This window comes from Spirillospora sp. NPDC048911 (assembly GCF_043198015.1).
Classification (GTDB): domain Bacteria; phylum Actinomycetota; class Actinomycetes; order Streptosporangiales; family Streptosporangiaceae; genus Spirillospora.
The window spans coordinates 422,221-436,016 of sequence record NZ_JBICUD010000006.1; the positions used below are offsets into that span (position 1 = coordinate 422,221).

General features: G+C 69.7%; 11 protein-coding genes. 2 read left to right on the forward strand and 9 right to left on the reverse strand.

Going from position 1 to position 13,796, the window contains the following annotated elements; translation table 11 throughout:
* Positions 1 to 23 precede the first annotated feature (23 nt).
* From ACGFNU_RS28390 to ACGFNU_RS28420, 7 genes are read right to left on the reverse strand one after another with little or no spacing between them, the layout of a single operon-like run.
* Complete coding sequence (locus ACGFNU_RS28390) at positions 24 to 1,886, reverse strand: helix-turn-helix domain-containing protein (RefSeq protein WP_392598388.1); 1,863 nt, start codon at positions 1,884 to 1,886, stop codon at positions 24 to 26.
* Positions 1,887 to 1,911: 25 nt separating this feature from the next.
* Positions 1,912 to 2,694, reverse strand: coding sequence for a 3-hydroxybutyrate dehydrogenase (locus tag ACGFNU_RS28395; RefSeq protein WP_392598389.1), 783 nt, complete (start codon positions 2,692 to 2,694; stop codon positions 1,912 to 1,914).
* A complete protein-coding gene (locus ACGFNU_RS28400) occupies positions 2,691 to 3,707 on the reverse strand; it encodes a branched-chain amino acid ABC transporter permease (protein WP_392598391.1) in 1,017 nt (338 codons plus the stop codon). The genes ACGFNU_RS28395 and ACGFNU_RS28400 overlap by 4 nt, the downstream gene beginning before the upstream one ends.
* A 37-nt stretch (positions 3,708 to 3,744) precedes the next feature.
* A complete protein-coding gene (locus ACGFNU_RS28405; RefSeq protein WP_392598393.1) occupies positions 3,745 to 4,608 on the reverse strand; it encodes a branched-chain amino acid ABC transporter permease in 864 nt (287 codons plus the stop codon).
* 37 nt (positions 4,609 to 4,645) lie between these two features.
* The gene (locus tag ACGFNU_RS28410) at positions 4,646 to 5,884 is read right to left on the reverse strand and encodes an ABC transporter substrate-binding protein (protein ID WP_392598395.1); all 1,239 of its coding nucleotides are present in this window, start codon (positions 5,882 to 5,884) and stop codon (positions 4,646 to 4,648) included.
* Positions 5,885 to 5,895: 11 nt separating this feature from the next.
* Complete coding sequence (locus tag ACGFNU_RS28415) at positions 5,896 to 6,588, reverse strand: ABC transporter ATP-binding protein (RefSeq protein ID WP_392598397.1); 693 nt, start codon at positions 6,586 to 6,588, stop codon at positions 5,896 to 5,898.
* Positions 6,575 to 7,351, reverse strand: a complete 777-nt coding sequence (locus ACGFNU_RS28420; RefSeq protein ID WP_392598399.1) for an ABC transporter ATP-binding protein — start codon at positions 7,349 to 7,351, stop codon at positions 6,575 to 6,577. Before ACGFNU_RS28420 ends, ACGFNU_RS28415 begins: the two co-directional genes overlap by 14 nt.
* Before the next feature lie 701 nt (positions 7,352 to 8,052).
* Here ACGFNU_RS28420 and ACGFNU_RS28425 point away from each other — a divergent pair.
* Positions 8,053 to 9,225, forward strand: a complete 1,173-nt coding sequence (locus ACGFNU_RS28425) for a tannase/feruloyl esterase family alpha/beta hydrolase (RefSeq protein WP_392598401.1) — start codon at positions 8,053 to 8,055, stop codon at positions 9,223 to 9,225.
* A gap of 44 nt (positions 9,226 to 9,269) precedes the next feature.
* Here the strand turns inward: ACGFNU_RS28425 and ACGFNU_RS28430 are convergent, their stop codons facing one another.
* On the reverse strand, positions 9,270 to 9,665 hold the full coding sequence (locus ACGFNU_RS28430) for a VOC family protein (RefSeq protein ID WP_392598402.1): 396 nt from the start codon (positions 9,663 to 9,665) through the stop codon (positions 9,270 to 9,272).
* Positions 9,666 to 9,926: 261 nt separating this feature from the next.
* On the opposite strand from ACGFNU_RS28430, the gene ACGFNU_RS28435 reads away from it, so the two are divergent.
* Positions 9,927 to 13,022, forward strand: a complete 3,096-nt coding sequence (locus ACGFNU_RS28435) for a M14 family zinc carboxypeptidase (protein WP_392598403.1) — start codon at positions 9,927 to 9,929, stop codon at positions 13,020 to 13,022.
* Positions 13,023 to 13,080: 58 nt separating this feature from the next.
* Here ACGFNU_RS28435 and ACGFNU_RS28440 read toward each other — a convergent pair whose 3' ends face one another.
* Positions 13,081 to 13,785, reverse strand: coding sequence for a helix-turn-helix transcriptional regulator (locus ACGFNU_RS28440; RefSeq protein WP_392598405.1), 705 nt, complete (start codon positions 13,783 to 13,785; stop codon positions 13,081 to 13,083).
* Positions 13,786 to 13,796: the final 11 nt, after the last annotated feature.

Genomic DNA, 13,796 nt, shown 5'->3' on the forward strand with positions numbered 1-13,796 from the left:
GGGCATCAAAGCGCCCCATTCTTTCAGAGGGCGGTTCGGAGGCGGTTCAGGCGTAGGGCCAGTTGGAGTTCTAGGGAGCGGTCTGGGGATTGCCAGTCTTCGCCTAGGAGTTGGGCTACGCGGTCGAGGCGTTGCGTGACTGTGTTGACGTGGATGTGGAGGCGTTCGGAGGCTCGGGAAAGGCTGCAGCCTGCGGCGAAGTAGGTTTCGAGGGTCTGGATCAGGGCGGTGCCCCGGCGTTCGTCGTAGGCGAGGACGGGGCCCAGGGCGGAGGTCAGGAACGCCGGGACGTCGCGTCCGTCGCCTACGAGGAGGCCCACGAAGCCCAGTTCGTCGGAGCTGGCGCCGTCGCCTGAGCGGCCCAGGGAGAGCAGGGCCTCGGCACAGCGTTCGGCCTCGCGGTGGGCGGAGGCTATGTCCGTGGGGGTGTGGATGGGGCCGGCGGCTCCGGCGGTGGCGGGGTGGCCCAGGGCCGCGGTCAGGTCACGGGCCACCTGGCGGGCTTCGGGGCCCGGTGTGGTTCCGGGGAGGAGCAGGATGACCTCGTCGCCGCGGGTCGCGACCAGGCCGTGGCGCAGGGAGGCGTGGGAGGTGGCCCAGAACGCGGCTCGTTGGCGGTCGCCGTTGTGGCGGGCCACGACGAGGATGTGCGGCGCGGTGAGGTCGACGCCGACGAGTTTCGCGCGGTCGCGGAGGGCCTCCTGGTCGGCGCGGTTGGTGAGCAGGTCGTTGAGGAGTTCGCCGCGCACGCGGCCTTCGGCCTCGGCGACGCTGCGGCGGAAGAGGAGAAGGAGAGCCGTGACGAGGGCTGCGCGTTCGAGGATGCGCTGGTCGGGATCCGGCATGTCGTCGGACGTGCGGAGGACGAGTGTCCCGAGGACCTCGGCGCCGGCGGCCATGGACGTGACCCAGAGGCCGCCGCGTTGAACGGTGCGGCCCAGAGAGCGGGACGCTGCCGCGGCCTCTTCGATGTCGGATTCGTCCAGGTCACCGCCTAGGGCCGCTAGACGGCGGCCTTCGGAATCTAGGACTACCAGGGCACCGCCCAGGACGTCGGTTACTACGGCGGCCACGTCTTCTACGCCGCCGCCCCGTACCACTAGGGCCGTCATGCGGTCGTGGGCTTGGGCGGCTCTTTCTACTGCGGCGCTGCGGGCTTGAATGAGTTTGTTGGCAGAGGAGAGCTCTTCTAGGGCAGCTCTGGTTTCTTCTAGGAGACGGGCGTTGTCTATGGCTATTGCGGCGTGGGCTGCTAGGGAGCCTAGGAGGGTGACTTCCTCTTGGACGAAGGGGCGCGCGCTGCGGTTGGCCGCGTAGAGAACGCCTATGCCACGGGCTCCTAGGCGCATGGGAACGCCCAGGATCGCTACGAGGCCCTCTTCACTAACGGCGGTGTCGATGAACGACATGTGGTGGAAACGCTCGTCCGCCGGATAGTCGGCGCTGGTGTAGGGCGTCGCCGTTTGGGCCACCAGGCCACCTAGACCCGCGCCCATGGGGAGGCGGAGGGCCCGGAACGCGGCGGATACGGAGCCGTCGGTCACGCGCATGTACGTGTCGCCGCGTTCGTCGTCGTTCAGCGTCATGTACGAGATGTCGGCGTGCAGGAGGCGGCGGGCCCTGCGGACGATGGCCTCCAGGACCGCGTCGAGATCGCGCAGCCCGGCGAGGTCGCCCGCGGTGTCGAAGAGGGCCGACAGCTCCGCCTCCCGGCGGGCGCGGCGCTCCAGGAGCGTCCGCACCCGCAGGGCGGCGAGCTTGGTCCGTTCGAGCTCGGCGAGCTCCTCCGGCGGCACGCCGGCGGCCCGGGCCTCCAGCAGCGGTGCCTCGAACTCGACCGGGGAGGCCTCCCGGGCGAGCAGTTCGAGGAAGATGGCGCAGGTCATGGTCCGACCATTGTCGGTGTCATCGTCAGTGAGCCGTCCAGCCGCCGTCGATCGCGAACGACGCGCCGGTCACCATCGCCGCCGCCGGGGAGCACAGGTAGGCGACCATCGCGGCGACCTCGTCCGGCTCGATGAGGCGACGGACGGCCGCGCGGGCCAGCATGATCTTGTCCAGGACCTCGGCGGGCGACAGGTCGTGCGCGGCCGCCTGGTCGGCGATCTGGGACTCCACCAGGGGGGTGCGCACGTACGCCGGGTTCACGCAGTTGGAGGTCACGCCGTGGGGCGCGCCCTCGAGGGCGATGACCTTGGAGAGACCCTCCAGCGCGTGCTTGGCGGCCACGTACGCGGCCTTGTACGGCGAGGCGCGCAGGCCGTGGATCGAGGAGATGTTGACGATCCGGCCCCAGCCGCGCGCGTACATGCCGGGAAGTGTCCGGCGGCCCAGCCGGAACGGGGCCTCCACCATGATCCGCAGGATCTCGGCGAACGTGTCGGGCGGGAACTGCGTCACCGGCGCGACATGCTGGACCCCGGCACTGTTGATCACGATGTCGGGGTCGCCGAGGTCCAGCGCGTCGACCGCCGCCATGTCGGACAGGTCGGCGGCCAGCGCGGCCGCGCCGATCTCGGTGGCGGCCGCCTCGGCCATGTCCGCCCTGATGTCCACGATGGTCACCGCGGCGCCGGCGGCGGCGAGCCGGGCCGCGCAGGCGCGCCCGATCCCGCTCGCCCCGCCGGTCACCAGCGCCCGCCGCCCGGAAAGGTCCAGGCCCTCCGCCGAACGGGCCGTGCTCGTCTCGATCACCGTGCGGTCACTTCCTGCCGGTCCGGCGTCTCGACCTGATCGGCCGCTGGGTCCGTCCCCTCGGCCGGGCTGCGGCGGGCGGCGCGGGCGGCGATGAGGTCCCGGGCCGTGCCCCAGACCCCGCGCCGGAAGACCAGCACGATCACCACGAAGATACCGCCGGTGACCAGGCCGGTCTCGGTGAAGCCCGCGGTGGCCAGGTAGTCGTTCAGCTCGACGATCAGCGCCGCGCCGATCGCGCCGCCCCACAGCGTGCCGATGCCGCCGAGGACGACCGCCATCACGGCCTGGCCGGACGTCGTCCAGTAGACCTCGTGCAACGACGCGAAGCCGTGACTGATGGCATAGAGCCCGCCGGCCAGCCCGGACAACGCGGCCGAGAGGACGAACGCCAGCAGTTTGTAGCGTTCGACCGGATAGCCGAGTGCCTGCGCACGCGCCGGGTTGTCTCGAATGGACACCAGAACGCGGCCGAACGGTGAACGCACGACCCGCCACACCGCGAAGAGCCCGAGCAGAACGAACGGCAGGCCCGCGTAGTAGAAGAAGAACGGGTCCGACAGATCCACCCCGAAGAACTCCCGGGGCACGCCCTGCAGGCCGTTCTCCCCTCCGGTCAGGTCACGCCATTGGTTGACGACGAAATAGACCATCTGGGCGAACGCCAGGGTCACCATGGCGAAGTAAATGCCGCGCAGCCGTACCGACAGATAGCCGATCGGCACGGCGAGCACCGCCGCGAAAAGCGCGCCGCCCAGCACCGCCACCGGGAACGGGACGCCCCAGTGCACAGCGATCAGGCCGGACGCGTACGCGGCGCCGCCCCAGAACGCGGCATGCCCGAACGACAGCAGCCCGGTGAAGCCGAGCAGCAGATCGAGTGCCGCCGCGAACAGCGCCCAGCAGGCGATGTCCATCGCCACCGGCGGATAGATCATCCACGGCAGCGCGAGCGCGGCGACCAGCCCGATAGCGAGGAGGACGGGCCGTGCGGCCAGCTTGGAGAGGATCACGGTGCCGCCACCCCCGAACGAAGATCGACTGCGTGCCTCACGACATCGCCTCCTCGCGGCCGAAGAGACCGGCCGGGCGCCACAGCAGCACGGCGGCCATCAGGATGAAGACCAGGGTCTGCGACAGCGCGGGGACGTAGAGGTTGCCCAGCGCCGACACCAGCCCGATCACGAAGCCCGCCGTGACCGAGCCGAAGATCGAGCCGAGCCCGCCGATCACGACCACCGCGAACACCGTGATGATCAGATCGGCGCCCATCAGCGGGTTGACCGCGCGCATCGGGGCGGCGAGCACGCCCGCCAGCCCGGCGAGCGCGATGCCGAAGCCGAACACCGGCGTGACCCAGCGGCCGACGTCGATGCCGAGGCCCCGGGTGAGCTCGGGCTTCTCGGTCGCGGCCCGCACGATCATGCCGACCCGCGTCCGGGTGAGCGCGAGCCAGACCAGCGCGCAGACCGCCAGCGACACGGCCAGCACGAAGACCTGGTACGTCGGGTAGGTGAAGAGCCCTAGGTCGAGCGATCCCGACAGGGCCGACGGGCGCGGATAGGGCTGCGACTGCACCCCGTACCGGCTCTTGATCAGGTCTTGCAGGATCAGCGTGAGGCCGAACGTGAACAGGAAGTTGTAGAGCGGGTCGAGTGGCGCGAGCCGCCGGATGACCAGCCGTTCCAGCACGACGCCGACCACGCCGAGCGCGACCGGCACCGCGACCAGCGCCACCCAGAAGTTGACGCCGAACGAGTCGAGCAGGACGAAGGCGCCGAACGCGCCGAGCATGTAGAACGCGCCGTGGGCGAAGTTGACGACGCCCAGCATCCCGAAGATGACGGCGAGCCCCAGGGCGAGGAGGGCGAAGAACGCCCCGCCCACCAGGCCGTTGAAGGCCTGTTCGAGCATGGGTGACCTCCCTACGAGGACGGGCAGCGGGCAGGCCTCAAAGCTTGCAGGCGGGGTCGGGCTGCTGGAACGCCTGGTCGGCCGGGATGGTCTTGAGGATCTTCTCGTAGTCCCAGGGCTCCTTGACCTCGCTGGACGGCTTCACCTGGGCGAGCGACACATCGTGCAGGAGGAGGTGGTCCTGGGCACGGATGGTGGCGTTCTTGGCGAAGACGTCCTGGAACTTGTGGCCTTCGAGCTGCTTGACCACGTCATCGGACTTGTCGGTGCCGGCGCGCTGCACCGCGTCCAGGTACTGGAGCGCCGCGCTGTAGTTGGCGGCGTGCGCGAACGTCGGCCGCTTGCCGGTCTTGGCCTGGAACTTGTCGGCCCAGGCCCGGTTGCCCTGATCGGCGTTCCAGTACCAGGGGTCGGTGAACTTCGTCCCGGCCAGCGCGTCCGCGCCCAGCGAGTGGATGTCGGTGAGGAACATCAGCCCGACCGCGAGCCCGATGCCCTTGTCGCGCAGCTTGTACTCGTTGTACTGCTTCACGAGGTTGACCAGGTCGCCGCCCGCCTGCATGGTGCCGAGCACCTGCGGCTTGGGGTTCAGGCCCGGCGCCTTGAGCAGGAACGTGGAGAAGTTGTCGTTCGGGAACGGCGCCGGGTCGCTCTTGACGACCGTGCCGCCCGCGCCCTTCACCGCCGTGGTGAAGCTCTTGTTCATGTCCTGGCCGAACGCGTAGTCCGGGTAGACGACGTACCAGTTCTTGGCGCCGTCCTTGGTCACCGTGTCGCCGGTGCCGTGCGCCAGCATGTAGGTGTTGTAGCCGTAGTGGAACGTGTACTTGTTGCAGTTCGCGCCCGTCAGCGCCGTGGTCGCGGCGCCGATGTCGATGAAGAGCTTCTTCTTCGTCTTGGCGATGTTGGCCACGGCCAGGGCCGCCGAGGACGTCGGCACGTCCAGGATCGCGTCGGCCTTCTGCCGGTCGTAGAGCTCCTGCGCCTTGGAGTTGGCGATGTCGGGCTTGTTCTGGTGGTCGGCCGAGATGACGTCGATCTTCTCGGCGACCGCCTTGTCCCCGTATTTGGCCTCGTAGTCGGCGACGGCCATCTTGACCGCCTCGATGCTGTTCTTACCGGACAGGTCGGCGTAGATCGCCGACTGGTCGTTGAGGACGGCCAGCACCAGCTTCCCGTCGCTGATCTTGCCGCCGCCCCCGCCCGGCCCGCCCCCGCAGCCCGCCAGCATCGTCCCTGCCACGGCCACGGCGGCCGCGCGTCCCAGCGCCTTCATATCGGTTCTCCCTAGATTCCGAGGTGGTGCAGGAGCTCGCCCTCGCGGGCCTTCATCTCGTCGTTGTCGAGCGACTCGACGATCCGGCCCTCGGCGAGCAGGTAGTGGCGGTCGGCGACGGTCGCGGCGAAGTGCACGTTCTGCTCGATGAGCAGCACGGTCACGCCCTGCGCCTTGACCTCGCGGAGGATGTCGCCGATCTGCGCGACGATCAGCGGCGACAGGCCCTCGGTGGGCTCGTCGCACAGCAGCAGCCGCGCGCCCATGCGCAGCACCCGGGCGAGGGCGAGCATCTGCTGCTCACCGCCGGAGAGCTTCGTCCCGGGGAACCCGCGCCGTTCCTTCAGCCGCGGGAACGTCTCGTACACCCGTTCCAGCGACCACGGATCGGGCCCGACGCGCGGCGGGAGCGTCAGGTTCTCCTCGACGCTGAGCGTGGCGTAGATGCCGCGGTCGTCCGGCACGTACCCGAGACCGCGCCGCACTCTCCGGTGCACCGCGAGCCGCGTGACGTCCTCGTCGACGAACGAGACGCGCCCCTCGGCACGCCCGTGCATGCCCATCACGCACCGCAGCAGCGTGGTCTTGCCCGCGCCGTTGCGGCCGACGAGCGTGACGATCTCGCCCTCGCGCACCTCCAGCCCGGCCTCGCGCAGAACCTGCGCCTCGCCGTACCAGGCCGACAGTCCCTCAACCCGCAACATGGGCGTCCCCTCCTGCCGGCGCCTCGCCGAGGTAGGCGGCGATGACCCGCGGGTCGTCGCGGATCTCGTCGTACGGCCCTTCGGCCAGAACGCGCCCGTTCTGCAGGACCGTGACCCGGTCGGCGAGCCGGGAGACGACGTTCATGTTGTGCTCGACGAGGACGACCGTCCGTCCTTCCCGCACCTTCTGGACGAGGTCGACGGTCCGGTCGATGTCCTCGACGCCCATCCCCGCCGTGGGCTCGTCGAGGAGCAGCACCCGTGGATCCAGCGCCAACGCGAGCGCCAACTCCAGAGCACGCTTTCGCCCATACGCCAACGTGCCCGCCGGAATGTGCGCGTGCGCCGCCAGCCCGACCTGTTCGAGCAGTTCCGAGGCGCGTGCCGAGAAACGGTCCAGCGCGCTGTCCGAACGCCAGAACCGCCAGGTGATCCCGCTACCGCCCGCCAGCGCCAGCTGCAGGTGCTCGCGCGGTGTGAGCTGCGCGAACAGGCTGGTGATCTGGAACGAGCGGGCCACGCCGAGCCGCGCCACCTGCTCGGGCCGCCGCCCCGTGAGGTCCCGGTCGCCGAGCCGGATCTGGCCCGCGCTGGGTTTGAGGAATCCGGTGAGCAGGTTGAACAGCGTCGTCTTGCCCGCGCCGTTCGGGCCGACCAGCGCGTGCACACTGCCGTCCGCCACGTCCAGGTCCACGCCGTCCACGGCGCGGAACCCGCGGAACTCCTTGACCAGGCCCTGTGCACGCAGAACAGGACCGTCCATGCGGCCTCCTCGGATAGCGGGGTGCCCGGAGCCGTGACTCCAGGTGGTGTGACGCAGGACACTAAGTCGCCATCCAGGGCCGTTCCATGTGGCACAGCCACACAATCCCCAGCCGCGCTAAGGGTGTGATCCACACCACACGCAGGTCAGGAACCTTTACACATCTCTCGACAGCTCAACATGTGGCTCACCCACGTAGCCCGACCCCGACCACCCTCAATACGTTCGCGACCGGCCCGCCGACCCCACGAAGAAGCGGCGCCGGCCTGCTCCCCACCACGCCTGTCCTCGCCACTCCCCTGGTGGCCGACGACACCCGGGCACGCCGCGATGTGGTGCACGCCCACGTGGCCCATGTCACTACAGCTCAGCACCATGAAGGCGGACCTCCCACCCCCCAAGGAGCCGCCATGAAGCCGCCCCGCCACACCCCCGACCAGTCGTCCCCACACCCGCGCAGCGTTCGCACGCGCGCCACAGACGCCGCCGCCCCCGGCCGGGGCCTTGGCGATCTGAGGCGTGCGGGCCGAAGCGTGGTGGCAGTAGCGACGGGACTGACCCTGGTCACAGCAGCCCTGAGCACCGCCTCCGCCCAGGCAGCGCCAGCCCAGATGGGGGGTGGGGGTTGTGGTGGGGTTCGGGTTCCTGGGGCGGAGAGGCAGGTCTCCGCTTGCCTGGATGATCTGACCACGGCCGGGACGGTGGCGTCAGGGCATACCATTCCCGCGGACTGGGCGGGCCTGCATCCGGCGGGGGCGCGCAATCCGAGCGGCGTGCGGGGCGTGCAGATCGACGGCTACTTCCCGGACACGTCCACGTTCAACGCGGCGCACGGCTGGAACCATGACTCGCAGTTCGTGATCCGGCTGCCGGCGCGCTGGAACGGCGGGCTCGTCGTGGCGGGGTCGCCGGGCGTGCGCGGGCAGTACGCGAACGACTACACGACCTCGGACTGGGCGCTGGCCAAGGGTTATGCCTACGCGGCGACCGACAAGGGCAACGTCGGCGCGACGTTCTACCGGGACGGCGCCCGGCCCGGTGACGCCATCGCCGAGTGGAACCACCGCGTCACCCAGCTCACCCGGGCCGCCAAGAAGGTGGTCGCCAACCACTACCGGCGACCGGCCCGCCGAACGTATGCCGCCGGGGTCTCCAATGGCGGCTACCTGGTCCGCTGGCAGCTCGAACATCACCCCGAGCTGTACGACGGCGGCGTTGACTGGGAGGGCACGCTCTGGCGGGAAGACGGCCCGAACCTGCTGACCTTCCTGCCGCGTGCGCTTCGCGGCTATGCCAAAGGCAACGCGGCTGAGGTGCAGGCAGCTGGCTTCCCGGCGGGCTCGTCTTTCCTCTGGGACTACCACTACAAGGTCTACTGGGACCTCACGCAGCGCATCTACCGCGAGGAGCTGGATCCCGACTACGACGGCGCCACCGAGGCGGGCACACCGTTCTGCGCGTCCGGCACACCGGCCTGCGACGCTGATTACGACTACGCGTCGCGGCCACGCTCGGTGCGCAAGGCGGTCAAGAAGATCTCGCTGAACGGGCGCATCGGGCGTCCGCTCATCACCCTGCACGGCACCCTCGACACGCTGCTGCCGATCTCCCTCGACTCCGACGCGTACGAGCGCCTCGTTCGCGCGAGGGGCCGGGACCGGCTGCACCGGTACTACCGGATCGAGGGCGGCAACCACGTGGACGGCCTGTACGCCGCCCACCCGGAGAAGATCCGGCCGATCCTGCCGTGCTTCCGCAGCGCGTTCACCGCCCTGGAGGGCTGGACGACGAGGGGCGAGACCCCGCCGCCGGACGCCACGCTCCCGCACCCGGCCACCGGGGATCTGCCGAACGAATGCTCGCTGACGCCGTAGGGCCTCCACTCCCGTGGAGGCCCCATGACCTTGACCAATTCCGGTCAGGCGGGCGGCAGCGGAGGCGTGAAGAGCCCGAAGCGATTGCCCGCCGGATCGACTACGTACGCGTACTTCAGACCGGAACCGGTCGCGGTGACGGGCAGTTCGACCTTGCCGCCGAGACGCTCGGTGCGTTCACACATGGCCGCCACGTCCTCGACGAGCACCAGGAACAACGCCTGGTCGTCCTTGCCCTCGACGAACGCCTCCGTGCCGGGATGCGCGAGACCGCCGCTCGGACGGTCGGCGCCCGGGTAGCTGATCAGGTCGTACCCGTCCTCGGCCGGGTCGTGCTGGAACCGCCAGCCGAACAGCTCGCCGTAGAACCGCCGGGCGTCCTCGGGCGCGGCGGCCCCCACCTGGAACCACGCGACCGTGTTGAACATGGGAACTGTCATTGGTCTCCTCCACAACGAGTGACATCGCCGCTTACGAGACCCACCTTCCAGCGCCGTCGCGACAACCCCCTGTCGGTGTTTATGTCAACGTCTCGCCATTATGCGAAGCCCCACCCCACCGCTGGCAGATCTGAACAAACCTCAGATAAGGGATTGACCACTCTTACCGCCTCATAGACGCTGACCTCACTCTGAGGAGCACCACGTGCGCCCCCGCTCGGCCAGCGACTCCTCAATCCCCTTGAGTGCCATGGAGGCGCGATGAGGCGCAAAGTCACCTCATTCTTCGCCGCGTTGACCCTCGGAGCAGGATTGGTGGCGGCCGCACCCGCCACCGCCGCGCCGACGGGCCCGACGCGGGCCAATGACAAGATCGAGGTGTTCACCGGTCAGCTGACGGTGGATCACGTCAAGAAACTGCGGGACGCCGGCCTCGACCACGAGGACGTCGCCCTGGGCAAGGCGTCCGGCGGCAAGATCTCCGCCGAGGTCGTGACGAGCCGGGCCAAGGGCGAGGCGCTGATCGCCAAGGGCGTGCCGCTCAAGCTCAAGACCGTGGACGGCAAGACCGCCAGCCAGCAGGCCAGGACGCTCGCCGCGCAGGGGAACGTGTTCCGGCCGTACTCCGGCGCGGGCAACATCCGCGAGGAGATCGTCAAGGCGGCGGCCGACCATCCGGCGATCGCCAAGGCCTATGACCTCGGCACGTCCCTGAAGGGCAAGCCGATCACCGCGGTGCGCGTCACCAAGGGCGCCCGGAGCCAGCCGTTCAAGAGCGGCCGCCCGGCCGTCGTCTACCAGGCGACGCAGCACGCGCGCGAGTGGATCACCCCCGAGAACGTGCGCCGCCAGCTCCACCACTTCCTGGACAACTACGGGAAGAACGCCGAGATCACCAAGATCGTCGACACCACGGACCTGTGGTTCGTCCCGGTGGTCAACGTCGACGGCTACGACCAGACGTTCAACCCGGACTACCGGCTCTGGCGCAAGAACCTGCGCGACAACGACGGCGACGGGCAGCTGACCAACCTCGACGGCGTCGACCCCAACCGCAACTTCCCCTACCGCTGGGGCTACGACGACGAGGGCTCGTCCCCGTATCCTGAGAGCGAGACCTATCGCGGCAAGAGCCCCGGCTCCGAGCCCGAGACCAAGGTCCAGGACGGGTTCATCAAGCGGCTCAAGCCGAAGTACATCATCAACTACCACTCGGCCGCGGAGTTGCTGCTGTACGGCGTCGGCTGGCAGACGCAGACGCCCAGCCCGGACGACCACATCTTCGAGGCGCTGCTCGGTGACGACGCGCATCCCGCGGTGCCGGGCTACGACCCGGACCTGGGCGCCGAGCTGTACACCACCAACGGCGAGTACGACGGTCACATGACCGAGAAGCGCGGCGCGCTGACCACCACCCCGGAGATGTCGACCTGCCAGACGGCCAGCGCCATCGACCCGAACGACCAGTGGGACCCGGCCGACTGCGCCAGCGTCTTCAACTTCCCGGACGACGAGAAGCTCATCGCGCAGGAGTTCCAGAAGAACCTGCCGCTGGCGATCGCCACCGCGAAGTCCGCGCACACCCCCGACCACCCGGTCTCGGTCGTCGGCCGCACCACGCCCGACCTGGTCGCGGACGCGTTCGACACCTCCTACGGCCGCACCCAGCCGGTGGCGGTCACGGCCCGGCGCTCGCTGAAGGGCCTGGAGCTGAACTACCGGATCAACAGCGGCCGGACCAAGACCGGCGACGTGCGCCGCTGGAAGGGCGGCGAACGGTACGGCGACGAGGGCACCGACTACTACGCCGAGTACCGCGGCACGGTCCGCAACACCAAACCGGGTGACAAGGTCGAGGTCTGGTTCGAGGCGCGCAACAAGAAGACGCCCGTCTCCAGCAAGCACTTCACCTACACCGTGGCGTCGCAGATCGGCGGCAACGTGCTCGTCCTGGCGGGCGAGGACGTGACCGGCGCCAGCCCGGCGCAGGGCGCCACCGAGGCCAAGTATGCGTCGCGCTACGTCGCCTCGCTCAAGAAGGCCGGTTACAAGCCGGACGTGTACGACATCGACAAGCAGGGCCGCAAGGCCCCGCACCACCTCGGTGTGCTCGGCCACTACAAGGCCGTCGTCTGGGAGACCGGCGACGACATCATCACCCGCAACGTCGGCCAGCCCGGCGGCACCGCCGCCAAGCTCGCGCTCGACACCGAGCTCAGCGTCCGCGACTACCTCAACGAGGGCGGCAAGCTGCTGTACGCGGGCAAGTTCGCCGGCTACTCCTCGAACGCCAACGGCGCGTACTTCTACCAGCCGAACGTGCCGTCGACGCCCGAGTGCGCCGACCCGAACGACCCGACCTGCCTGCCGCTGCTGAACGACTTCCCGCAGTACTACCTGGGCGCCTACGTCTACATCGACGGGGGCGGACAGGACGCCGACGGGAACATCTTCCCGCTCAAGGGCACGGCCGGGACCTTCCAGGGCCTCGCCGCGACCCTCAACTCCGGGGACTCGGCGAACAACCAGGACCACACCGGGGCGTTCGTCACGACGTCCAGTTTCCTGCCGAAGAAACAGTTCCCGCAGTTCGCCAGCGAGGCGCCGGTGAAGTGGACACGGCCGGGCGCGAACCCGTTCGGGCCGCACTCCGGTGCCTGGTACGCCTACAGCCAGCGCGGCGACTACTCCTACAAGAGGCTCACCAAGACCATCGACCTGACCGGGAAGACCAGCGGCAACCTGAGCTTCTGGACCTCCTTCGAGACCGAGGCGAGCTGGGACCACCTGTTCGTCGAGGCCCACACCGCGGGTCAGGACGACTGGACGACGCTGCCGGACGCCAACGGCAACACCACGACCGACACCGGCTCCAGCTGCCAGTCGGGCTGGCGGACCATCCACCCGTTCACCCAGCACTACCAGGGCCCGAACTGCGAGCCCACGGGCACGACGGGAAGCTGGAACGCCGCCTCCGGCAACTCCGGCGGCTGGAAGAACTGGTCGCTCGACCTCACGCCCTACGCGGGCAAGAAGGTCGAGGTCTCCGTCGCCTACGTCAGCGACTGGGGCACCCAGGGCGCCGGCGTGCTGCTCGACGACGCCAAGGTGACCACCAACGCCGGAACGGACTCGGAGACCTCCTTCGAGGCCGACTTCGGCGGCTGGACGGCGGCCTCGCCGCCGGAGGGCTCCGGCCTCTTCACCGCGACCTGGACCCGTTCGAACCAGGCGCTCGACGAGGGCGCGGTCGTCACCACGAAGGACACCGTCTACACCGGATTCGGCGCGGAGGGTCTCGACACGGCCGCCCGCGACGACTTCATCAAGCGAGCCATGCGCCACCTGCTCCGCTGATCGAGTTCGCTTGACGCCACGGCCCGTCCGGCAGCCAGCCGGGCGGGCCGTGGCGCGTCTAGACGAATTCGAGAGCGCGGACGATGGCGTCGGGCGGGTTTTCGGCGAGGTCTTCGAAGCGGCGTTCGGGGGCGGTCTCCTCCAGGAGGACGGCGCGGCGGACGCGGTCGATGCGGAAGACGCGGGCGTCGCCGCGCAGGCGGCACCAGCCGATCAGGTACCAGGCGCGGGTGCCGCCGGTGAACGCGACCGGCTCGACGTCGCGTTCGGTCTCGACGCCGTCGGCGTCGGCGTAGGCCAGCCGGACCACGCGGCGGGCGGACATCGCCTCCTCCAGGACGGCGGGGACCGAGGCGGGCTCGCCTGCGTCGAGCGGGGCGAGCAGGCGGATGCGCCCGGCGAGCTCGCGCGCGGACGCGCCGTCGGCCGCCGACATCGCCGCGACGATCTTCTGCAGGGCAGTGCGGGCGGAGCGCGAGAACGGCGAGCCCTCGGCGCGGCCCAGGCTGATGGCGACCGCGACCGCCTCGGCGGGCGTGAAGTTGAGCGGCGGCAGCGTGCGGCTCTTGTCGAGCGTGTAGCCGCCGCTGCGGCCCACGTCGGCGTAGATCGGGACGCCGCCCTGCTGGAGTGCGGCGATGTCGCGTTCGATCGTGCGGAGGCTCACCTCGAACCGCGCCGCGAGCGCACGCGCGCTGACCCGGCTCGGGGCGCAGGCCCGCAGATGTTCCACCAAGGCGTACAGGCGGTCGGTCCGGTTCACCCCGCGACAGT

Excerpts from the sequence above, each read along its gene's own strand:
- ACGFNU_RS28435 (WP_392598403.1), top strand. The coding sequence starts at position 9,927 with ATGAGGCGCAAAGTCACCTCATTCTTCGCCGCGTTGACCCTCGGAGCA.
- ACGFNU_RS28420 (WP_392598399.1), bottom strand. The coding sequence starts at position 7,351 with ATGGACGGTCCTGTTCTGCGTGCACAGGGCCTGGTCAAGGAGTTCCGC.
- ACGFNU_RS28390 (WP_392598388.1), bottom strand. The coding sequence starts at position 1,886 with ATGACCTGCGCCATCTTCCTCGAACTGCTCGCCCGGGAGGCCTCCCCG.
- ACGFNU_RS28430 (WP_392598402.1), bottom strand. The coding sequence starts at position 9,665 with ATGACAGTTCCCATGTTCAACACGGTCGCGTGGTTCCAGGTGGGGGCC.
- ACGFNU_RS28405 (WP_392598393.1), bottom strand. The coding sequence starts at position 4,608 with ATGCTCGAACAGGCCTTCAACGGCCTGGTGGGCGGGGCGTTCTTCGCC.
- ACGFNU_RS28415 (WP_392598397.1), bottom strand. The coding sequence starts at position 6,588 with ATGTTGCGGGTTGAGGGACTGTCGGCCTGGTACGGCGAGGCGCAGGTT.
- ACGFNU_RS28410 (WP_392598395.1), bottom strand. The coding sequence starts at position 5,884 with ATGAAGGCGCTGGGACGCGCGGCCGCCGTGGCCGTGGCAGGGACGATG.